The organism is Pararhodobacter zhoushanensis (assembly GCF_025949695.1).
GTDB classification, from domain to species: Bacteria; Pseudomonadota; Alphaproteobacteria; order Rhodobacterales; family Rhodobacteraceae; genus Pararhodobacter; species Pararhodobacter zhoushanensis_A.
Map to the genome: position 1 here is coordinate 2,836,035 of NZ_JAPDFL010000001.1, position 19,497 is coordinate 2,855,531.

The 19,497-nt window shown below is 64.5% G+C and carries 17 protein-coding genes and 1 pseudogene; 12 read left to right on the top strand and 6 right to left on the bottom strand.

Annotated features, from left to right (window positions below):
- Window positions 1-1,044, bottom strand: a complete 1,044-nt coding sequence (locus OKW52_RS14205; protein WP_264506302.1) for a YeeE/YedE family protein — start codon at window positions 1,042-1,044, stop codon at window positions 1-3.
- Window positions 1,045-1,278: 234 nt separating this feature from the next.
- Between OKW52_RS14205 and OKW52_RS14210 the strand changes: the two genes are divergently transcribed.
- The gene (locus OKW52_RS14210) at window positions 1,279-1,998 is read left to right on the top strand and encodes an MBL fold metallo-hydrolase (RefSeq protein WP_319800473.1); all 720 of its coding nucleotides are present in this window, start codon (window positions 1,279-1,281) and stop codon (window positions 1,996-1,998) included.
- A gap of 196 nt (window positions 1,999-2,194) precedes the next feature.
- On the opposite strand, the gene OKW52_RS14215 is transcribed toward OKW52_RS14210, so the two are convergent.
- From OKW52_RS14215 to OKW52_RS14225, 3 genes are all read right to left on the bottom strand, one after another.
- Window positions 2,195-3,271, bottom strand: a complete 1,077-nt coding sequence (locus OKW52_RS14215) for a YeeE/YedE family protein (protein ID WP_406622263.1) — start codon at window positions 3,269-3,271, stop codon at window positions 2,195-2,197.
- Between the two features lie 80 nt (window positions 3,272-3,351).
- Window positions 3,352-3,753 carry an ArsR/SmtB family transcription factor gene (locus OKW52_RS14220; RefSeq protein ID WP_319800474.1) on the bottom strand — a complete coding sequence of 134 codons (402 nt, stop codon included), beginning with the start codon at window positions 3,751-3,753 and terminating at the stop codon, window positions 3,352-3,354.
- 133 nt (window positions 3,754-3,886) lie between these two features.
- Window positions 3,887-4,279, bottom strand: a complete 393-nt coding sequence (locus OKW52_RS14225; protein ID WP_264506303.1) for a thioredoxin domain-containing protein — start codon at window positions 4,277-4,279, stop codon at window positions 3,887-3,889.
- Window positions 4,280-4,465: 186 nt separating this feature from the next.
- Here OKW52_RS14225 and OKW52_RS14230 point away from each other — a divergent pair, with 186 nt between their 5' ends.
- From OKW52_RS14230 to OKW52_RS14270, 9 genes and pseudogenes are all read left to right on the top strand, one after another.
- On the top strand, window positions 4,466-5,203 hold the full coding sequence (locus OKW52_RS14230) for a cytochrome c biogenesis CcdA family protein (RefSeq protein WP_264506304.1): 738 nt from the start codon (window positions 4,466-4,468) through the stop codon (window positions 5,201-5,203).
- A gap of 15 nt (window positions 5,204-5,218) precedes the next feature.
- A complete protein-coding gene (locus tag OKW52_RS14235; protein WP_264506305.1) occupies window positions 5,219-5,809 on the top strand; it encodes a thioredoxin family protein in 591 nt (196 codons plus the stop codon).
- A 210-nt stretch (window positions 5,810-6,019) separates the two neighbouring features.
- Entirely contained in the window at window positions 6,020-6,502 is a 483-nt protein-coding gene (gene soxX, locus OKW52_RS14240; RefSeq protein ID WP_264506306.1) for a sulfur oxidation c-type cytochrome SoxX, read from the top strand.
- Window positions 6,503-6,539: 37 nt separating this feature from the next.
- Window positions 6,540-6,956 (top strand): thiosulfate oxidation carrier protein SoxY, encoded by a 417-nt coding sequence (soxY, locus tag OKW52_RS14245; protein ID WP_264506307.1) that lies wholly within the window; start codon window positions 6,540-6,542, stop codon window positions 6,954-6,956.
- Window positions 6,957-6,998: 42 nt separating this feature from the next.
- Window positions 6,999-7,328, top strand: coding sequence for a thiosulfate oxidation carrier complex protein SoxZ (gene soxZ / locus OKW52_RS14250; RefSeq protein WP_264507710.1), 330 nt, complete (start codon window positions 6,999-7,001; stop codon window positions 7,326-7,328).
- Window positions 7,329-7,363: 35 nt separating this feature from the next.
- Window positions 7,364-8,230: a sulfur oxidation c-type cytochrome SoxA gene (gene soxA, locus OKW52_RS14255; protein WP_264506308.1), complete on the top strand. Its 867-nt coding sequence runs from the start codon at window positions 7,364-7,366 to the stop codon at window positions 8,228-8,230.
- A 173-nt stretch (window positions 8,231-8,403) separates the two neighbouring features.
- Window positions 8,404-10,101 (top strand): thiosulfohydrolase SoxB, encoded by a 1,698-nt coding sequence (soxB, locus tag OKW52_RS14260; protein WP_264506309.1) that lies wholly within the window; start codon window positions 8,404-8,406, stop codon window positions 10,099-10,101.
- A gap of 22 nt (window positions 10,102-10,123) precedes the next feature.
- Window positions 10,124-11,412 (top strand): annotated as a pseudogene (gene soxC, locus OKW52_RS14265) (sulfite dehydrogenase).
- The gene (locus OKW52_RS14270; RefSeq protein ID WP_264506310.1) at window positions 11,393-12,484 is read left to right on the top strand and encodes a c-type cytochrome; all 1,092 of its coding nucleotides are present in this window, start codon (window positions 11,393-11,395) and stop codon (window positions 12,482-12,484) included. The pseudogene soxC and the gene OKW52_RS14270 overlap by 20 nt, the downstream one beginning before the upstream one ends.
- Before the next feature lie 55 nt (window positions 12,485-12,539).
- Here OKW52_RS14270 and OKW52_RS14275 read toward each other — a convergent pair whose 3' ends face one another.
- Window positions 12,540-14,033, bottom strand: coding sequence for a fused MFS/spermidine synthase (locus OKW52_RS14275; RefSeq protein WP_264506311.1), 1,494 nt, complete (start codon window positions 14,031-14,033; stop codon window positions 12,540-12,542).
- Between the two features lie 331 nt (window positions 14,034-14,364).
- Here OKW52_RS14275 and OKW52_RS14280 point away from each other — a divergent pair, with 331 nt between their 5' ends.
- A complete protein-coding gene (locus tag OKW52_RS14280) occupies window positions 14,365-15,045 on the top strand; it encodes a hypothetical protein (RefSeq protein WP_264506312.1) in 681 nt (226 codons plus the stop codon).
- Window positions 15,046-15,105: 60 nt separating this feature from the next.
- On the opposite strand, the gene OKW52_RS14285 is transcribed toward OKW52_RS14280, so the two are convergent.
- The gene (locus OKW52_RS14285; RefSeq protein WP_127108633.1) at window positions 15,106-15,564 is read right to left on the bottom strand and encodes an Lrp/AsnC family transcriptional regulator; all 459 of its coding nucleotides are present in this window, start codon (window positions 15,562-15,564) and stop codon (window positions 15,106-15,108) included.
- Between the two features lie 141 nt (window positions 15,565-15,705).
- On the opposite strand from OKW52_RS14285, the gene OKW52_RS14290 reads away from it, so the two are divergent.
- The gene (locus OKW52_RS14290; protein ID WP_264506313.1) at window positions 15,706-19,080 is read left to right on the top strand and encodes an indolepyruvate ferredoxin oxidoreductase family protein; all 3,375 of its coding nucleotides are present in this window, start codon (window positions 15,706-15,708) and stop codon (window positions 19,078-19,080) included.
- Window positions 19,081-19,497 lie beyond the last annotated feature (417 nt).

The window sequence follows — 19,497 nt, forward strand, 5'->3', positions numbered from 1 at the left end:
TTATTCCGCTGCCACACCGATCAACCGGCGCAGCCCCACCAGTGCGCCCACCGCGATGGCGGCCAGCGTTACCGGGGCGGACCACGCCAGCGTCGAAAAGGCGCTGACGCCCTGCCCGACCGAGCAGCCCATGGCGATCACCCCGCCGATGCCCATCAGGGCCGCGCCGCCGACCTGACGGCCCAGTTCGCGCGGGTCTTCGCAGGCTTCCCAGCGGAACATCCCGCGCCAGAGCGATCCGGCCAAGGCACCGGCCATGACGCCCAGCACCGAACCGACAGAAAAGTTGATGCCCCCGGCGGTCGAGGTCATCAGAAACACGATGGTCCGGCCGACGGGCGCGGTAAAGGACAGCCCCTCAACCCCGATCTCGCCGAAGCTTTCATGGTTGACCCAACTGGTGCCCCAGAGCGCAAACACCACCGCCAGCCCCGCCACGACGCCCCACGCGATCTCTCCCGGTGCGCGGCGCAGCGGCCCATAGGCCAGCGCCCAGACCAGAAACCCAGCCGCGATGATCAGCGCGGTAACCAGCGGTGGCAGACCGATCAGCGCCTCTAGCGTGGCCGAGATGCCTTGCGGCTCGCGGGCTGGTTCCTGCGCGAAAAGCGCCACGCGCAGGGGTGCCAACGGGCCGGACAGCGTGATGAAGCCAAAAACGCCCATCACCACGACCACCACCAGCGAGCGCAGATCACCGCCGCCAAACCGCACCAGCGCGCCAAAGCCGCAGTTCCCGGCCAACGCCATGCCATAGCCAAAGATCAACCCGCCCGCGACCGAGGCCAGCGGGTTCCAGACGATCTGATGGTAAAACGTCTCGCTCAGGGTGATCTGCCCCAGCGCGACGCCAACAAAGGTGCCAACAATCGCCACCGCCAGCACAATACCCCACAGCCGCAACCGCCGCTGGTCACCGCCATACGCGGCAGATTCCAGCGCCCCAAGCGTGCAGAAATTGCCCAACCGGGCCGACAGCCCCAGCACAACGCCCGCGATCAGGCCAACCAGCGCGGCCATCACACCATAGGAAATGCCATCCATCTTTGCCTCTGGTTTGCTGAAAATTCAGGCGGTGGGTAAACTCGGCCCAGACTCCGGTTTTGCCCTGCAAATTGCAAGCGCGGATTGGCCGGCGATCAAAGCGTCGCGGCGGTGGGGTCTTTGCTTTCTTCGCAAGACCGCCTAAATATGGGGAAGGTCACGGCGTGTTCTCCCACCGCTCGGGCCTGCCACACAGACCCGCCGCTCGGCGGGCGACAGACCATGGGAGCCATCATGACCATCACCAGACGAGCCTTCACCCTTGGCGCAACCGCTTTGACCGCGGGCGGCCTGCTGACACGCCGCGCCCGCGCGCAGACTACGGCCGAATTCGGTGCGATGCGGGTCGAGATGTTGTCCGACGGCAACCTGTCCCTGCCGCGCGATTTCACGCTGGGCACCATGCCGCAGCCCGACGCGGACGCGATCCTTGCGCGCTATGGCCTTGGCGACGGCCCGCTGACCCCGCCCTGCAATGTGACGCTGCTGCGCCATGAAGACCGGGTTATCCTGTTCGATATCGGCGCTGGCCCTGATTTCCAGCCGAGCGCCGGGATGTTGCCCGATACGCTCGACGCTGCCGGGATCTCGCCGGACGAGATCACGCATCTGGTCATCACCCACGGTCACCCCGATCACATCTGGGGTCTGCTGGATGATTTTGATGAGCCCTACCTGCCCAACGCGCAGATCCTGATGGGCCGGGGCGAGTTTGACTACTGGATGGATGACAATACCGTCTCGACCATCGATTCCGGACGCCAGACCTTTGCTGTGGGCGCGCAGCGGCGCTTGGCGACGGTGGCGGATCTGGTGACCTTCTTCGAGGACGGGCAAGAGATCCTGCCGGGCATCGCCGCCCGCGCCACCTATGGCCACACGCCGGGTCACATGGCGTTCGAACTGCGCGACGGATCGGACAGCCTGATGGTCGTCGGCGATCTCGCTGGGTAACCATCATCTGGCGTTCGAGCGGCCGGAATGGGAGTCGGGCTCGGATCAGGATGCGCCGGCGGCGGCGGCAACGCGGGTGCTGCTGCTGGATCAACTGGCGCACGCGCAGATGCTGATCGCCGGGTTCCATTTGCCCGGTGGTCTGGGCCGGGTCGAGCGTGCCGACAGCGGTTATCGCTTCGTTCCCGCCTGAGGTTCAGGCGAGTAGCGGGGCCCTGCGCTGATCGACCAACAGGTCGGTCAGCATCGCGCCCACCCACATGCACAGCAGCGCCAGCCACGCTGTTGCCGCAAAGATCGAGCCGCCCGTGACGCCCGCGCCAATCGCGCAGCCCCCGGCCAGCATCCCGCCGAACCCCATCAGGACAGCGCCCGCCATCGAGCGGCGCATGCTGCGTTCGCCCTCGAACCCCTGAAACCGGAACTCTCTGGCAAAGAGCGACGCCAGAAACGCCCCAAGGAACACGCCGGGCACCAGACCGATGTCGAAATTGAGCACAGGCGCGGAGTCGAGAAAGAACATCAACGTGTTGGCCGAGGGTCCGGTAAAGGTGGCCGAGGTCACATTGACCGGCTCCCACGCCGTTTGCGCCAGCGTCCATGTGCTCACCCAGCCCACCGCCACGGCAAATCCGACGCCCGAGGCAAAGACCAGCACCCGCGCGCCAATCTGCGCGCGCAGCGCCACGATCAGCGCCACCGCCGCCAGTCCCAGCCCAAGCAGCAGCCCGGTGACCTCCGGCAATCCCACCATCGTCAGCAGGTTCAGGTTGCGCCCGTTCGGCGTGACCCACAGCGCCGCCAGCCCGTTGCGCAGTGGGGCCAGCCAGCCGTGCAGGCTCATCTGCGCGACCACCGCAAAGATCAGCCCGGACACCACGCTGCGCAGGTTGCCCGTCGCCGCCAGCACCAAGAGCCGCCCCGAACAGCCGCGCGCCATGACCATGCCGACACCGAACATCAGCCCGCCGATGATCGCGCCGGACCACGAGCCCGCCACCGACATCATCCGCGCGTCGCTGGCATCGAACAGGCCAAGCCGTTGCGCCAGTTGCACCCAGACCACGGCGGTCGAGAAGGTCAGCAACCACACCGCCACCCTGCCGCCGATGATCCCGCGCGCGAATTCCACCGTCGCGGCGCGCAGGCAAAAGGACGAGCGTTGCGCGGCGACGCCAAAGATCGTGCCGGTCAGAAGACCGAGCAACGCTCCGGCGACGGGCTCGCCCATGGCTTCCACGAATACGGTGAACAGATCCAGCAGCCAGTCCATCGACAGCCCTCCTCAGCCTATTGCACAGGGCAATATGCGAGAAATCGAATATGGACCTTGATTCAGATCACGCTTTCACCTTAGCGGCGAAACAGCCGGTGGATCATTTCGACCATCTCGCGCACGCGGTTATCGGCCAGCGAATAGATGATCTGGTTACCGTCACGCCGCGTGGTGACCAGCTTTTCATGCCGCAGCCGGGCAAGCTGCTGGCTGACCGCAGCCTGCCGCGACATGATCAGCTGCTCAAGTTCGGTCACCGTGTGGTCACGCTCGCACAGATGATAGAGCATCATCAGGCGGCCATCATGGCCCAGAGCCTTGAGGAAATCGGCAGCGGCGCGGGCCTCGATTGCCAGCGCTTCGGGCGGGATTGACGATGCATCGCAGCTGCGGTCGCGCATCACCGGCGCGCGCGTCACTGCCCGCCGCTCCGGGTTCGGATCGACTGACCGGTCGGCGTTTTGCCCGTCTGGCGCCATGCGCTCTCCACCCTGCTTCGCGCTCCGACGAAACAGCCCCTGCTTCTTTCACAGAACCCTACCACGCGGCGCTGACCGAATCGAGCACCCGTGCGGGTTTTGCTTCAAGGGTGTGACACCACGTCCTGCGCGCTTAGCCGGTGGTGTCTGCCAGCGCGTTGTCGATCATCTGATTGAGATACGGCCAGAAGAAATCCTGCCCGGGAAAGCCGATCAGCCGGTCAACCTCGGTCCCTGAGGCATCGAGCAGGATGAAAGTGGGCGTCACGAAGGGACGCGAGGTCAGGGTGACCCCCTCAGGCAGTGGACCGCGCAGATCGGCGCGGATCAGGGGCGCGAACTGCGCTTCGGGCGACGCCTCATAGGCCGGGGCGACATCGCGGTTGAAGGCGGCGCAGATGTAGCAGCCGACCTGCTCGATCATCAGCAGGCGCAGCTCTTGCGCCGAAGCCGCGCTGATCGACAGCAGTGACAGGGCCAGCGCGCCAATGCCGCCAAAAACCGCCGTGCGAAATCCAAGTGCCATCGTCGTTTTCCCTTGCGGCCTGTCAGGCCCGATCTGTCGTCAGCTTACGCAGGATTCAACCCCAAGGGTACGAAAACCTGATTGACGACAACTGAGATACATATGAAGATTGTAATGTTTTCGATCCCCGCAAACAAGACCCGCCTTCGGGTCGGTTTGACGGGTACGCCAGGGAGGGCGTCATCTATGCTGGATATCACGTTCGGCGGGGCCGCGTTGGCGGGCATCCTGTCGTTCCTGTCGCCGTGCATCCTGCCGATGGTGCCGTTTTACCTGTGCTACATGGCCGGTCTGTCGATGGCCGAACTGCGCTCGGATCACGGGCTTGCACCGGGTGCACAGCGGCGGCTGGTGCTGTCGTCCATCGCGTTCTCGTTTGGCGTGACCACGATCTTCATGTTGCTGGGCCTTGGGGCCACGGCGCTGGGGCAAGCGTTCATCCAGTGGCAGGACACGCTGCGCTGGATCGCGGCCGCCGTCCTGCTGGTGTTCGGCCTGCATTTTCTGGGGGTCATCAAGATCTCCTTGCTCTACCGCCAGGCGCGGATCGAAAACGCCGGGTCACCCAAATCGGTCCTCGGCAGCTATGTGATGGGTCTGGCCTTTGGCTTTGGCTGGACGCCCTGCGTCGGCCCGGCGCTGGCGGCGATCCTGATGATCGCATCGGGCATGGGCGATCTGACGCGCGGCACGGCGCTGCTGGCGGTCTACGGGCTGGCGATGACCCTGCCCTTCGTGATCGCCGCGCTCTTTGCCCGGCCGTTCCTGAACTGGGTCGCCCGGCACCGCCACAAGCTGCAATACGTCGAGAAAGTCATGGGCGCGATGCTGATCGTCTTTGCGGTCCTGATCGCGACCAATACGCTGAACTATATTGCCCAATGGATGATCGAGACCATGCCCTGGCTGGCCACGATCGGTTGAGATCTGGAGGTTCCGATGATTGCCACCCGCCGTACGCTGCTGACCGGCCTTGCCCTGACGCTGGCCGCCCCTGCCCTGATCCGCCCCGCTCGCGCTGACGAAGCGGTGCCGCCTTTGGGCGAGGACGGGCTGCACAAGCCCGACTGGATCGTCGAAACCTTCCGCGACATGCGCGACGACCTTGACGAAGCGCGCGCCAATGGCAAGCGGCTGCTGATCATGGTCGAGCAGCGCGGCTGCATCTATTGCACCCGGATGCACGAGCATGTCTTTACCGATGACGCCATCGCGCGCACCCTGCGTGAGGATTACATGGTCGTGCAGATGAACCTGTTCGGCGATATTCCCGTCACCGATTTCGACGGCGAGGAACTGGGCGAACGCGACATGATGCGCCGCTGGGGCGTGGTGTTCACGCCGACCATGCTGTTCATGCCCGAAGAGGTGCCCGAGTCGGGCACGGCGGCGCAGAATGCGGTGATGATGATGCCGGGCGCGTTCGAACGCGGCACGACCGGGCTGATGCTGCGCTGGGTTCTTGAGCGTGGGTATGAGGGCGACGAGCATTTCCAGCACTACGTCGCCCGGATGCTGAATGAAGGTTGACCTTGACCTCGGACGTGGCAAAAGCCATTGTTTTACGAAGGTTTGCGACGACAAGCTCACAGCCCCAGGAAACGGGGACCCGTGCGGTCGCAAGCTATATGCAAATAAATGAATTTTCTATTGCTCACCCGGCCCCGCATCGACTATCATGCCTTTGTGATGCGTTTGGGAGAGCGCAAACCCATCTGCTGAATGTCAGGGAGGACATCCATGAAGCTGAAAGCTGTGACCGGCCTTATCGCCGCCGGAATCGCGCTGGCTGGCACCGCCATCGCCGAAGTCGCGCCCGGCGACATCACCTGGGTTGACGACGTGATGATCCCGACCTCGCTGACCGGCATGCCGGGCAGCGTCGACGCAGGTGTCTCGGTTGTGTCGAGCCGTTCGGCGGGCAATTGTGTGGCCTGCCACGGGATCTCGGCCCTGCCCGACGCCGCGTTTCAGGGCAATGTCGGCCCGTCGCTGGACGGTGTCGGCAGCCGCTGGACTGAAGCGGAGCTGCGCGGCATTCTGGTGGATGCCAAGCACATGTTCCCCGACACGCGCATGCCGTCTTTCTACCGCGTCGATGGCTTTACCCGGCCGGGTGACGCCTATACCGGGCGCGCCGCTGACCCCGCCACCTTCGGTCCGCTGCTGAGCGCAGTGCAGATCGAAGACACCATCGCCTATCTCATGACGCTGACCGACTGATCCGGTCCGCCCCGTCCCCTTGATAAGGAGCTTCCCCATGCTGACAAGACGCGACACCCTCGCGATCGGTCTGGGCGCCTCGGCCGTGGCAATGCTGCCCGTAGCCGCCGCCGCGACCCCGGTTGACGACGCGATTGCTGCCTATACCGGCGGCGCTGCCATTGCCGAGGGCGGTGTGACCATCACCGCGCCCGAGATCGCTGAGAACGGCAACACCGTGCCGATCACGATCGAAGCCCCCGGCGCGGTCGAGATCATGCTGATCGCCACCGGCAACCCGACGCCCAACGTGGGCAAGTTCACCTTTGGCCCCGGTTCTGGCGCACCGATGATCGCCACCCGCATGCGTCTGGGCCGGACCCAGGATGTGCTGGCGATTGCCAAGATGGAAGACGGCAGCTTTGCCTCGACCGCGGTCGAAGTGAAAGTCACCATCGGCGGCTGTGGCGGCTGATCCCGTCAGGGTTTCGCCGTTCCATCCAGTTTCAGGAGTTTCATCATGACCGAAGTCAGACCCCGCATCCGCCTTCCCCGCAGCGCCTCGGCCGGCGAGTCGATCGTCGTCAAGACGCTGATCAACCACGACATGGAATCAGGCCAGCGCCGCAATTCGGCCGGCGAGACGATTCCGCGCCAGATCATCAACCGTTTCACCTGTGAATTCAACGGTGTGATGGTTCTGGACGCCGCCCTTGAACCCGCCATTTCGGCAAACCCGTATATGGAATTCGAGGCCGTCGTGCCCGAATCCGGCGAATTCGTCTTCACCTGGTACGACGACAATGGCGAAGTTTATACCGCCACTGAAACGTTCGAAGTCAGCTGAGCATACGGCGCAACAGAAGTCTGGGAGGAGACACTATGCAGCACCTGAAGCCTGCGAAAACGCTGGCGCTGGCCTCGGCCTGCGTCGCGGCGCTGTGGTCCGGCGCGGCCTTGGCCGACCCTGATCTGTCGGCTGACCTGATGATCGATGGCGAATTGCACATCGTGACCCGGGCCCCGGCGGACGACATCGTTCCGAACCTGTCCGAGCGGTATTCGGGCTGGCTGTTCCGCGATCCTGCCACCCGCGACATGCAGGCCGACGACTTCGAGAACCCGGCGATGCTGGCCGTCGATCAGGGCGCCGAACTGTGGGAAACCGCAGAGGGCACCGCTGGCCAGTCGTGCCAGGATTGCCACGGCGATGCCGAGGAAAGCATGGCCGGCGTTCGTGCCCGGATGCCACACGTCAACGCTGACGGTGAGCTGTGGTCGATGGAGAACTACGTCAACAACTGTCGCACCGAACGCATGGGCGCCGAAGAATGGCGTTGGAGCGGTGGCGAGATGACCTCGATGACCGCGTTCCTGTCGATGCAGTCGCGCGGCATGCCGGTGGCGGTGCAGATCGACGGTCCCGCCGCCCCCTATTGGGAGCAGGGCCGCGATATGTACTACACGCGCTATGGCCAGTTGGAGCTGTCGTGCTCCAGCTGCCATGAGGAAAGCACGGGCATGATGATCCGCGCCGACCACCTCAGCCAGGGCCAGATCAGCGGCTTCCCGACCTACCGGTTGAAGAATGCCGGCATCGTGTCGATCCACAACCGCTTCCGCGGCTGTATCCGCGACACGCGCGCCGAAACCTTCGCCGAAGGGTCGGAAGAGTTCCGCGCGCTGGAACTCTATGTCGCCTCGCGCGGCATGGGTCTGGACGTCGAAGGCGTCTCGGTTCGTCCGTAAGCGTTTTGGGGGCACGGTCGTCCGTGCCCCCTTCCCCTACTCCGTTCGGATCATTCGGTGCTGTGCCGAAATTTTTTGTCCGAACAACATTCATTCCTTTGAAGATTGGCATGTAACGCCTCCCCGTCGTGCCCGCTTCAACTGACCGAGTTTCGGCTCCAAGGAGACTGATCATGATTTCCCGGCGCGAATTCCTGCAGGCTTCGGTGGCTGCATCTGCCCTTTACGGTGTGTCCGGCTTTGGCAACTGGTCCAGGCTGGCGGCACAACAGGTGCTGACGCAAGACGATCTGCTGCGCTTTGAGAGCTTCGGCAACGTGTCGCTGATCCACGTCACCGATATTCACGCCCAGCTCAAGCCGATCTGGTTCCGCGAGCCCGAATTCAACTTTGGCGTCGGTGATGTCCGCGGCGTGCCTCCTCACGTCGTAGGGCGTGAGTTCATCGACATGTTCAACCTGACGCCCGGCTCAGCCGATGCCTATGCGCTGACCTATCCCGATTTTGTCGCGCTGGGTCAGGCTTACGGCAAGATGGGCGGCATGGACCGTGTGGCGACCGTGATCAAGGCGATCCGCGCCGAACGGCCCGAGGCGATCCTTCTGGACGGCGGCGATACGTGGCACGGTTCGATGTCGTCGTATCTGTCGCGCGGTCAGGACATGGTCAACGTGATGAACGCGCTGGGCGTCGAGGCGATGACCTCGCACTGGGAATGGACGCTGGGCACCGACCGGGTGCTGGAACTGGTCGATCAGTTGAATTTCCCCTTCCTTGGCCAGAACATCTTTGACGCCGAGTGGAACGAGCCGTCCGAAGATTTCCCCTCCTACACCTGGTTCGAGCGGGGCGGCGCCAAGGTCGCGGTGATCGGTCAGGCCTTCCCCTATACGCCCATCGCCAACCCCGGCTGGATGTTCCCCGAGTTCAGCTTCGGCATCCGCGACGAGCGCATGCAGGAGATGGTCAACGAGGTGAAAGCCCAAGGGGCCGATCTGGTGGTCGTACTGTCGCACAACGGCTTTGATGTGGACCGCAAGATGGCCAGCCGCGTGCAGGGCATCGACGTGATCCTGACCGGCCATACCCATGACGCCCTGCCCGAGCCTGTGCTGGTCGGCACCACGCTGCTGATCGCCTCGGGCAGCCATGGCAAGTTCGTCACCCGTCTGGATCTGGATGTGCGTGACGGTCAGCTGATGGGTTTCCGTCACAAGCTGATCCCGATCTTTGCGGACGTCATCACGCCGGACGCCGAGATGGCCGCCGTCATCGACGCCGAGCGCGCGCCCTATGCCGCGCAGATGGAAGAGGTGATCGGCCACACCGACAGCCTGCTTTACCGCCGGGGCAACTTTGCGGGCACGTGGGACAACCTGATCTGCGACGCCGTGATGTCCGAGCGGGACACTGAAATCGCCCTGTCGCCCGGCGTGCGCTGGGGGGCCAGCCTGATGCCCGGCGACGCGATCACCCGCGAGGATATCCACGCCGTCACCACGATGACCTATGGTCAGGTCTACCGCTCGGAAATGACCGGCGAGACGATCCACGCCATTCTCGAGGATGTCGCCGACAACCTGTTCAACACCGACCCCTACTATCAGCAGGGCGGCGACATGGTGCGTCTGGGCGGCCTTGGCTATGCCATCGACATCACCAAACCCATCGGCGAGCGCATCACCGGATTGACGCTGTTGCGCACCGGCGAGGCGCTGGACCCCGCGCAGACCTATACGGTCGGCGGCTGGGCCTCGGTCAACGAGGGCACCGAGGGGCCGATGATCTGGGATGTCGTCGAGGAACACATTCGCAAACTGGGCCGCGTGAGCGCCGAGCCGAACGGCTCGGTCATCGTGTCCGGCATTTGAGACTATTGAGGGAGCACGCATCATGACCGATCTGTCTGATGACGACACGCACAAGCCCGCCGGCGTCAGCCGCCGTGGCTTTCTGCGCACCGCCAGCCTTGCTGCCGGGGGGCCGCTTTGGGCGGCGCTGCCAGCGCGCAACAAGCCGACCCGCTGATCACGCAAGTGCAGGACTGGGCGTCGATGACCGGCGAAGGCGTCGATGCCACGCCCTACGGCATGCCGATCCGCTTTGAGGATGACGTGGTGCGCCGCACGGTGTCGTGGCTGACCGCCGATCCGATCAGCTCGATCAACTTCACGCCGATTCACGCGCTGGATGGCACCATCACCCCGCAGGGCTGCGCGTTCGAGCGCCACCATTCCGGCGCGATCGAGCTGTCGAAAGACGATTACCGCCTGATGATCACCGGGCTGGTCGACCGCCCGCTGGTGTTCACCTGGGAAGACCTCCAACGCTTCCCGCGCGAAAACCACGTGTATTTCTGCGAATGCGCGGCCAACTCAGGCATGGAATGGGCCGGTGCGCAGCTCAATGGCGCGCAGTTCACCCATGGCATGATCCACAACATGGAATATTCCGGCATCCCACTGCGCTTGCTGCTGGAAGAGGCCGGGGTCCAGGCTGAGGGCCGTTGGGTGTTTGTCGAGGGGGCCGATGCCTCGTCGAACGGGCGCTCGATCCCCTTGGAAAAAGCGATGGATGACGTGCTGGTCGCCTTCAGCGCCAATGGCGAGGCGCTGCGCAAGGAGCACGGCTATCCGGTGCGGCTGGTGGTGCCGGGCTGGGAAGGCAACATGTGGGTCAAGTGGGTGCGCCGGATCGGCGTGAACCACTCGGCGGTCGAGGCGCGCGAGGAGACCTCGAAATACACCGACCTGATGCCTGACGGGCGCGCGCGCAAATGGACGTGGGAGATGGACACGAAATCTGTCATCACCTCGCCCTCGCCGCAAAAGCCGATCACCCACGGCTCTGGCCCCTTGGTGATCACCGGGCTGGCGTGGTCGGGCCGTGGCATGATTGACCGCGTGGACGTGTCGCTGGACGGCGGCGTCAACTGGCAGCCCGCGCGTCTGGGCACGCAGGGCGGGCGCTATGCCCTGTCGCGCTTTTATCTGGAAATCGACTGGGACGGATCGCCGATGCTGCTGCAATCGCGCGCGGTGGATGAGCACGGCTATGTTCAGCCGACCAAGGACGCGCTGCGCGAAATCCGGGGCCTGAATTCGGTCTACCACAATAACGGTATCCAGACCTGGGCCGTCTACGAGAATGGAGCGGTGGAAAATGTCGAAGTCAGTTCTTAAGATCCTCGCGTCCACCGCGTTGGCCGGTCTCATCGCCGCTCCGGCGCTGGCGCAGACGCTTGGTCTGGGCCGCGCGGCGCTGCCTGAGGAGATTGCCGCCTGGGATGTCGCGGTCGAGCCTGACGGCACCGGCCTGCCCGTCGGCTCGGGCGACGTGTTCACCGGTGAAGACCTGTGGGTCGAAAACTGCGCCAGCTGCCATGGTGACTTTGGCGAGGGTGCCGGGGCCTATCCGGTGATCGCAGGCGGCGAAGACACGCTGACCAACCGCCGCCCGGTCAAGACAGTGGGCAGCTACTGGCCGTATCTGTCGACGGTGTTCGACTACGTCCACCGCTCGATGCCCTTTGGCAATGCGCAGATCCTGTCGGCCGACGACACCTACGCCATCGTCGCCTATATCCTGTACTCGAACGCCATCGTTGAGGATGACTTCACCCTGTCGAACGAGAATTTCGCCGACGTCGTGATGCCCAACGCCGACGGCTTCTATGTCGATGACCGGGTTGAAACCGAGTTCCCGATTTTCGTGCACGACGTCTGCATGAGCGACTGCACCGCGCCGGTGCACATCACCCGCCGCGCCACCGATCTACAATCGACGCCCGAGGGCGCGGTGACGGTCTTCGCACCGGATCGGCCCAGCGGCGTCATGGACGGTGCCGGTGCGCCTGAGGGTGGCGAGGGTGCCGCCCCGGCTGAGGCGCCGGTACAGGAAGCCGCAGCCGAGCCTGCAATGCCCGCGCTCGACCCCGAATTGGTCGCTGCCGGTGAAGGTCTGTGGCGTCAGTGCCGCAGCTGTCACCAGATCGGCGAGGGCGCGCGCAATGGCACGGGTCCGTTGCTGACGGATGTGCTGGGTCGCCATGCCGGTGGGGTTGAAGGCTTCCGCTATTCCAACCCGATGACTCAGGCCGGCGAAGAGGGGCTGATCTGGACGCCCGAGACGCTGGACGCCTTCCTTGCCGATCCGCGCGGTTACATGCGCGGCACGCGGATGTCGTTCCGGGGGCTGCGCGACGAGGCTGATCGTCAGGCGATGATCGCCTATCTGCAAAGCCAGTCGCAGTAAGCGACAGTGACAAGGAAATAGGACGGGGCGCAGCGATGCGCCCCGTTTTGCTGCGTCACCCCTCGCCCCGGTCGCTGAGCAGCCGGTCGATGGGCGCGAAATCGTCGGTGAAGGTGACGGGCGTGCGCCCATCGAGGATCGCCTGCAGAGAGCTGGCGGCGATCCGCACCGCCGCCCCGTCCGGCCCGCCGATCTGCGAGCGTGGTGACGGCGCGTCCCCGGCGACCAGCACGAACACCCGGCGGTTCTCGGATGCGTCATGCGCGGGATCGGCCCAGACCTCGACCGAGGGCCAGACCGCACGCGCGGTGGTGACGATCGAGGCCAGCACGTCCAACCGGTCCATGTGGTCGATGACGTTCATCAGGTAGACGCCGCCGGGGTTCAGGCGCGCATCGACCAGCGCGAAGAATTCCCGCGTGATCAGGTGTTGCGGCACGGCGATGTCGCCGAAAGCGTCGCCGATGATCACGTCATAGGCCGCAGGCTCCCACGCCAGCGTGCGGCGCGCGTCGGCATGGATGATCCGGTCCTCGCCCGGGTCGTACCAGAAATAGTCGATGGCGGCACGGGTCACGGCCGGGTCCACCTCGGCCACCGTCACCGCCACCGGTGTGCCCCGCGCATGCCACGCGCGCGGCACGGTATAGGTGCCGCCGCCGATCAGGAACGCCGACCAGCCCTCGCGGCCTTCCATCCGCAGGCGCGGCAGGCCCTCCAGCATCACGCCATGCGGCGTCAGCATCGCGGTGGGGTCCAGCCCGTCCGCCGCGCCATGCACCAGATGGTCCAGCACCATCAGCCGAACCGGCGCCTGCGTGGTGCCCTCGTCAATCACGCGGATGCAGAAATAGTCACTCTCGACCGTGCAGGGGTTCGGCAGAGATAACCCGCCCAGCACCAGCCCGAACGGCACCAGCGCAGCCGCCGCGCCCGCCACGATCCCGCGCAGCCCGCTGGCCGAGGCCAGCGACATCAGCCCCAGCACCGCATAAACCGCCGCCACCACGGCCAGCGTGCCCACCGAGCCCAGCCACGAGATGAACACGAACCCCGCCGCCAGCGTGCCCAGGATCGCGCCCCATGCCCCGGCCGCGAACATCGCGCCCAGGGCCCGGCCCTTGCGCTCGGGATGACGCAGCACGGCGATCATCGACAGAATGGGTGCGGGGATACCGGCAAAGAAGGACGGCAGGAAGAACACCAGCGAAGTCAGCACCACGATGGATGCCACCGGGCTTTGCAGCGCGGGGATCACCGTCCCGGCGACACCGCGCAGGATGAACACCGCCGCCGCCGTGCTGGCCGCCGCGCCCAGCATCGCCCAGCCGTTCCCCTTGAGCGCAGCCTCGGGCGACCATTCCGCCATGCGCCCGCCCGCCCAATGCCCCACCGAAAAGCCGGCCAGCACCACGGCAATCACCGAGGTCCACGTATAAAGCGACATCCCCACATAGGGAGCCAGCATCCGTCCCGCCACAATTTCGACAATCAGGCTTGCCGCGGCGACCGTTGCCTGAATGGTCACCAACCCCCAAAGTCTTTGCATTCCTCGCCTCATTCCTCAGTTTTATTTCCGATAGCACGACAACACGCGCGCATTTCCAGAATCTAACGCAATTCCGGCAACGAAACTGCCATTATTGAACACGATAAGGAAACGACCCTTGCACGCTATTGAAACGGTAACATTTTGTTTTTCTTTGATTTCTTTCAGCGATTGTGGCATGTTTTAGGCAGATTTGGTCATAATTGAGTTCGACAACCCGCCTTCGATCCGGGTCAGTCTCGACGCAAAAGGGGATAGCATGTTTTTCAGATTCGGTGGAACGCTCGGCAATCTTGGGTCCGCTTGCAAAGGTGTGATCAACAACGTGGTAATGAAAAGTCATTTCGGACGGCACGACGACAAGGACGATCACCACGGATGGGGTCGTGGTCATGGCCGCGACAAGGATGACCACGACAAGGATCATCACGGGAACCATGGCGGCCACCACGGCGGCAAGGATTGCGACGACGACAATGATGACGATTGCGGCGGCGCTGCTGACGGCGTTGACATCACCATCCCGGCGAATGCCCATTCCGCCATCTTGGTGATCGAGAACAACGACGACAACGATGACGACTACGACGATTACGTCCGCGTCTACGCGGACGATCTCGAAGATCCCAGCAATGTGGACGACTATGTCGCTGCCGCCGAAGAAGAATACGCAGCCCGCGGCGACGATCTGGACTCGTGCGATGAGGTGCTCAAGGTTGTGGTCGAGGACGCCGATGGCAAGGTCATCAAGGTGCTCTACAAGGACGGCGACGGCAACTACACCGACAAAGACCCGCGTGCGGAAAACGACAGCGATGACGCGGGCGACGACGGTGACAACAGTGACGACGACGACAATAACGATGATGACGACGACAAGGACTGCGGTGGCATCGGCAAGTTCCTGAAGGTCATCCACGGCCGTCACGACCGCGACGACGACCGCAATGATCACAACGACGATGACGACGACCATGGTCACGGCGGCCACCACTACCAGATGGCCTGCTAAGCCTCAGGCGTATCGCAGCGATCAACAAACGGCGGGCCTCAGGCCCGCCGTTTTGCTGTCTCAGGGTCGGGGCAAGCTGCGCTGCACCTTGACCGGACGCAGCACCAGATGGGTCTGCACCTGCGCGATGCCCTCTTGCCGGAAGAGGCTGCGCTCCATGAAGTCGTTGAACGCCTGCAGATCGCGGCACTGCACGCGCAGGTGGTAGTCCATCGCCCCCGTTGTGGCGTAGCAATCCAGCACCTCATCGTGGCGCATCACCTCTTGGGTGAAGCGTTCGACCACCGCGCCCGAATGCCGGGTCAGGGTAATGTGGATGATGGCGTGAAAGCCCAAACCGGCCTTGGCCGCGTCTACCTCGGCCCGGTAGGCACGAATGATCCCGGCCTCCTCCAACGCCTTGACCCGACGCCAGCACGAGCTCGCCGACAGCCCCACCCGCTCGGCCAGTTCCTGATTGGACAGGCGCGCGTCGGCCTGCAGCAGATCCAGCAGTTTCCAGTCGATCTCTTCCAGCATCGGCGCGCACCCTGACAGGATTATCCAGAATTCAGGGTTAGCGCGGAACATCCGTGAAAGAAACCCCCGTCAAAGGGGTAACTCTGGCACCGCTTTTCGTCCGCGCTACGTTATCCTTGTCCAAACAGCATGAGGATAGCCATGAACGCCCCCCTCCGCCCGCTTGACGACTACGCCCTCGATGACCGCTACACCCGCCCCTCGGGCCGGGTCTTTCTGACCGGCACACAGGCGCTGGTGCGCGCGGTGCTGGATCAGGCGCGGCGCGACAAGGCGGCGGGGCTGAACACCGCCGGGCTGGTCAGCGGCTATCGCGGCTCACCCCTGGGCGGTGTCGATCTTGAGATGTGGCGGCAGTCCAGGCGGCTGAAAGCGGCGCAGGTCGAGTTCCTGCCCGCCGTCAACGAAGACCTCGCCGCCACCGCCATTCTGGGCAGCCAGCAGGTGGAAAGCGATCCGCTCAAAGAGGTGCAGGGCGTTTTTGGCCTGTGGTACGGCAAGGGCCCGGGCGTTGACCGCGCCGGTGATGCGCTCAAGCACGGCAATGCTTACGGCTCCAGCCAGCACGGCGGCGTACTGGTCGTGGCGGGTGATGACCACGGCTGCGTCAGCTCGTCGATGTCGCACCAGTCGGATGTGGCTTTCATGGCGTGGTTCATGCCCTGCCTGAACCCGGCCTCGGTCGCGGAATTCCTGCCCTTCGCCGAATGGGGCTATGCCCTGTCGCGCGCCACCGGCATGTGGGTTGGCTTCAAGGCGGTCTCGGACGTGGTGGAAAGTGCCATGTCGGTCGAGCTGCCCGCCGACCGCGTGTTCCGCGCGCCCGAACTGGACGCGTATCCCGGCGGGCTGCACTACCGCTGGCCCGACCTGCCCGGCATGCAGATCGAAGAACGCATGGAAGCCAAGAAACGCGCCGTCGCCGCCTTTGCCGAGGCCAACCCCATCGACCGCGCCGAATACGACCTGCCCGAGGCGCGCTTTGGCTTTGTCACCACCGGCAAGGCGCATCTGGACCTGATCGAGGCGCTGCGCCTGCTGGGTCTGGACGAGGCTGCTTGCCGCCGTCTCGGCATTGATTTGTACAAGGTCGGCATGGTCTGGCCGCTGGCCCGCCGCGACGCCCTGCGCTTTGTCGAGGGCAAGGACGAGGTGATGATCGTCGAGGAAAAGCGCGGCATCATCGAAAGCCAGCTGAAAGAGTATTTCTACGACTGGGACGGCCGCAAACCGCGCCACATGACCGGCAAGAATGACGAGCTGGGCGAGCGGCTGGTGCCCTGGACCAGCGAGCTGACCCCGCGCCTCCTGCTGCCGCTGATCGCCAGGCGCCTGCACCGCCTGTTCCCGGACGAGGGCTTTCCAGCCCGCGCCGATGCCATCCTCGGCCACAAGCCGCAGGTGCTGCAGATCCCCGGCGCCACCCGCACGCCCTATTTCTGCTCGGGCTGCCCGCACAATACCTCGACCCGCGTGCCCGAGGGGTCCAAGGCGTTGGCGGGCATCGGCTGTCACTTCATGGCCAGTTGGATGGGCCGCGAGACGACCAGCCTGATCCAGATGGGCGGCGAAGGGGTGAACCACGCGGCCTCCAGCCGGTTTACCGGGAAAAACCATGTTTTCCAAAATCTTGGCGAGGGAACTTGGTATCATTCGGGCAGCATGGCGATCCGGCAATCCATCGCTGCGGGCGCGAATATCACCTACAAGATCCTCTACAATGATGCCGTCGCCATGACCGGCGGCCAGCCCGTCGACGGCCCGGTCAGCGTGCAGGCCATCGCCGCCGTCTGCCGCGCCGAGGGGGTAACGCGGATCGCGCTGGTCTCGGATGACATCAGCAAGTTCAGTAAATCCGACTATCCCGCCGGCACCAGCTTTCACGACCGCGACGAGATGGACGCCGTGCAGCGCGAGCTGCGCGAGATCGAGGGCGTTACCGTCCTGATCTACGAACAAACCTGCGCCACCGAAAAGCGCCGCCGCCGCAAGCGTGGCACCCTGCCCGATCCGCAGAAATTCGCCGTGATCAACCCGGCGGTCTGCGAAGGCTGCGGCGATTGCTCGGTCGCCTCGAACTGCCTGTCGGTCGAGCCCATTGAAACGGATCTGGGCCCCAAGCGCCGCGTCAACCTGTCGACCTGCAACAAGGATTTCTCCTGCCTCGACGGTTTCTGCCCCTCCTTCGTCACCGTTGAGGGCGCAGACCGCCGCAAACCCGCGCCGCAAGCCCGGCCCGAGGTCGAAGCCGCCCTCGCCACCCTGCCCCTGCCCGCGCTGCCCGAGGCGGACAGCTGGGATCTGCTGGTCACCGGTGTTGGCGGCACCGGCGTGGTCACGGTCGGCCAGATCACCGCCATGGCGGCGCATCTGGAGGGGCGCGGCGTGTCGGTGCTCGATTTCACCGGCTTTGCGCAGAAATTCGGCCCGGTGCTCAGCTACCTGCGGCTGGCCCGTACGCCCGCCCTGCTGACGCAGGTGCGCATCGACAGCGCCAGCGCCGACGCGCTGATCGGCTGCGATATCGTCGTGTCCTCGTCGCCCAAAGCCTCGACCTGCCTGAACCCGCAAACCCGTGCCGTGGTGAACCTCGCCGAGATGCCCACCGGCGACATCGTGCTGAACCGCGACGCTTCGCTCAAGGTGCCCGCCCGGCTGCGCGCTCTGGATGGCGCTGTCGGCGATCTGGGCGCGCTGAACGCCGGACGGGTGGCCGAAGAGCTTCTGGGCGACATGGTCTTCGCCAATATGCTGATGCTGGGCTTTGCCTGGCAACGCGGGCTGGTGCCGGTGGGGCTGGACGCGCTGCTGCGCGCGATCACCCTGAACGGCGTGGCGATTGCCGCCAACACCCGCGCCTTTGCGCTGGGGCGGCTGGCGGCGGTGAACCCGGATCTGTTCCGCGAAAAGACCCCTGAGGTCGAGCCGGTCGAACACCTGATCAACCGACGCGCCGACGCGCTGACCACCTACCAGAACGCCGCCTATGCCGCGCGCTTCCGCAAGGCGCTGGCGCCGGTGATGGGCGATGAGGCGCGCGCGCGTCTGGCCGCCAACTCGCTGTTCAAGCTGATGGCCTACAAGGACGAATACGAGGTCGCCCGTCTGCACCGCGATCCCGCCTTCGCCCAGCAGATCGCCCGGGACTTTGGCGACGGGGCCAAGCTGAGCTATCACCTCGCCCCGCCGATGCTGCCCGGCACCGACGGGCGCGGTCGCCCCAAGAAGCGCCGCTTCCCCGGCTGGGCGATGCGCCCGGCCTATGCGGTGCTGGTGCGCATGAAACCCCTGCGCGGCACGGCGCTGGACCCGTTTGGCCGGACCGAAGAGCGGCGCATGGAGCGCGGGCTGATCGACTGGTTCGAGGGGCTGATCCAGACAGCGGCAACCCGCGACGAAAGCACCGCGCGCGCGCTTTTGTCCGCCCCGATGGGGATTCGCGGCTACGGTCCGGTGAAAGAGGCTGCGGTAGTCAAGGTGAAGGCCGAGGTCGACTCGCTTCTTTCCCAGAAATAACCCACAGCCGCGCCTGTGCATAACTTTTGTGGACAGGCGCGGCTGTGGATTGTCGAAAAATCGCGGGCTGCGGCGCGGAGAAGCGTCCTGGAAAACTTGCGGCGCAGCCCTTTTTCCGCGATGTTATTTTTCAACAAGTTACGACGATTTCTTAAGCGTTTTGGCGTGCTTGGCACGGCCATAAACGCGTCCGGTGCACCGCATCGAGAGCCCCTGTTTTATTGCCTTACATTTACAGACCTGTGGATAGATTCGTGTATGAAATTCGCCGCGAGCACGCTCAATCAGCGTCGATATGCACAGGGTAAACCCGTCTGTCTCCGTAAATGTCTGGCAAATAAGGTGATGCCGCCAGCAGTCACGGCACACCCCGTGTTAGCGGAACCATTTGCTTTTCGGCCCTGAAGCCTCTATCGC

Excerpts from the sequence above, each read along its gene's own strand:
- OKW52_RS14205 (WP_264506302.1), bottom strand. The coding sequence starts at position 1,044 with ATGGATGGCATTTCCTATGGTGTGATGGCCGCGCTGGTTGGCCTGATC.
- OKW52_RS14210 (WP_319800473.1), top strand. The coding sequence starts at position 1,279 with ATGACCATCACCAGACGAGCCTTCACCCTTGGCGCAACCGCTTTGACC.
- OKW52_RS14215 (WP_406622263.1), bottom strand. The coding sequence starts at position 3,271 with ATGGACTGGCTGCTGGATCTGTTCACCGTATTCGTGGAAGCCATGGGC.
- OKW52_RS14220 (WP_319800474.1), bottom strand. The coding sequence starts at position 3,753 with ATGGCGCCAGACGGGCAAAACGCCGACCGGTCAGTCGATCCGAACCCG.
- OKW52_RS14225 (WP_264506303.1), bottom strand. The coding sequence starts at position 4,279 with ATGGCACTTGGATTTCGCACGGCGGTTTTTGGCGGCATTGGCGCGCTG.
- OKW52_RS14230 (WP_264506304.1), top strand. The coding sequence starts at position 4,466 with ATGCTGGATATCACGTTCGGCGGGGCCGCGTTGGCGGGCATCCTGTCG.
- OKW52_RS14235 (WP_264506305.1), top strand. The coding sequence starts at position 5,219 with ATGATTGCCACCCGCCGTACGCTGCTGACCGGCCTTGCCCTGACGCTG.
- soxX (WP_264506306.1), top strand. The coding sequence starts at position 6,020 with ATGAAGCTGAAAGCTGTGACCGGCCTTATCGCCGCCGGAATCGCGCTG.
- soxY (WP_264506307.1), top strand. The coding sequence starts at position 6,540 with ATGCTGACAAGACGCGACACCCTCGCGATCGGTCTGGGCGCCTCGGCC.
- soxA (WP_264506308.1), top strand. The coding sequence starts at position 7,364 with ATGCAGCACCTGAAGCCTGCGAAAACGCTGGCGCTGGCCTCGGCCTGC.
- soxB (WP_264506309.1), top strand. The coding sequence starts at position 8,404 with ATGATTTCCCGGCGCGAATTCCTGCAGGCTTCGGTGGCTGCATCTGCC.
- OKW52_RS14270 (WP_264506310.1), top strand. The coding sequence starts at position 11,393 with ATGTCGAAGTCAGTTCTTAAGATCCTCGCGTCCACCGCGTTGGCCGGT.
- OKW52_RS14275 (WP_264506311.1), bottom strand. The coding sequence starts at position 14,033 with ATGCAAAGACTTTGGGGGTTGGTGACCATTCAGGCAACGGTCGCCGCG.
- OKW52_RS14280 (WP_264506312.1), top strand. The coding sequence starts at position 14,365 with ATGAAAAGTCATTTCGGACGGCACGACGACAAGGACGATCACCACGGA.
- OKW52_RS14285 (WP_127108633.1), bottom strand. The coding sequence starts at position 15,564 with ATGCTGGAAGAGATCGACTGGAAACTGCTGGATCTGCTGCAGGCCGAC.
- OKW52_RS14290 (WP_264506313.1), top strand. The coding sequence starts at position 15,706 with ATGAACGCCCCCCTCCGCCCGCTTGACGACTACGCCCTCGATGACCGC.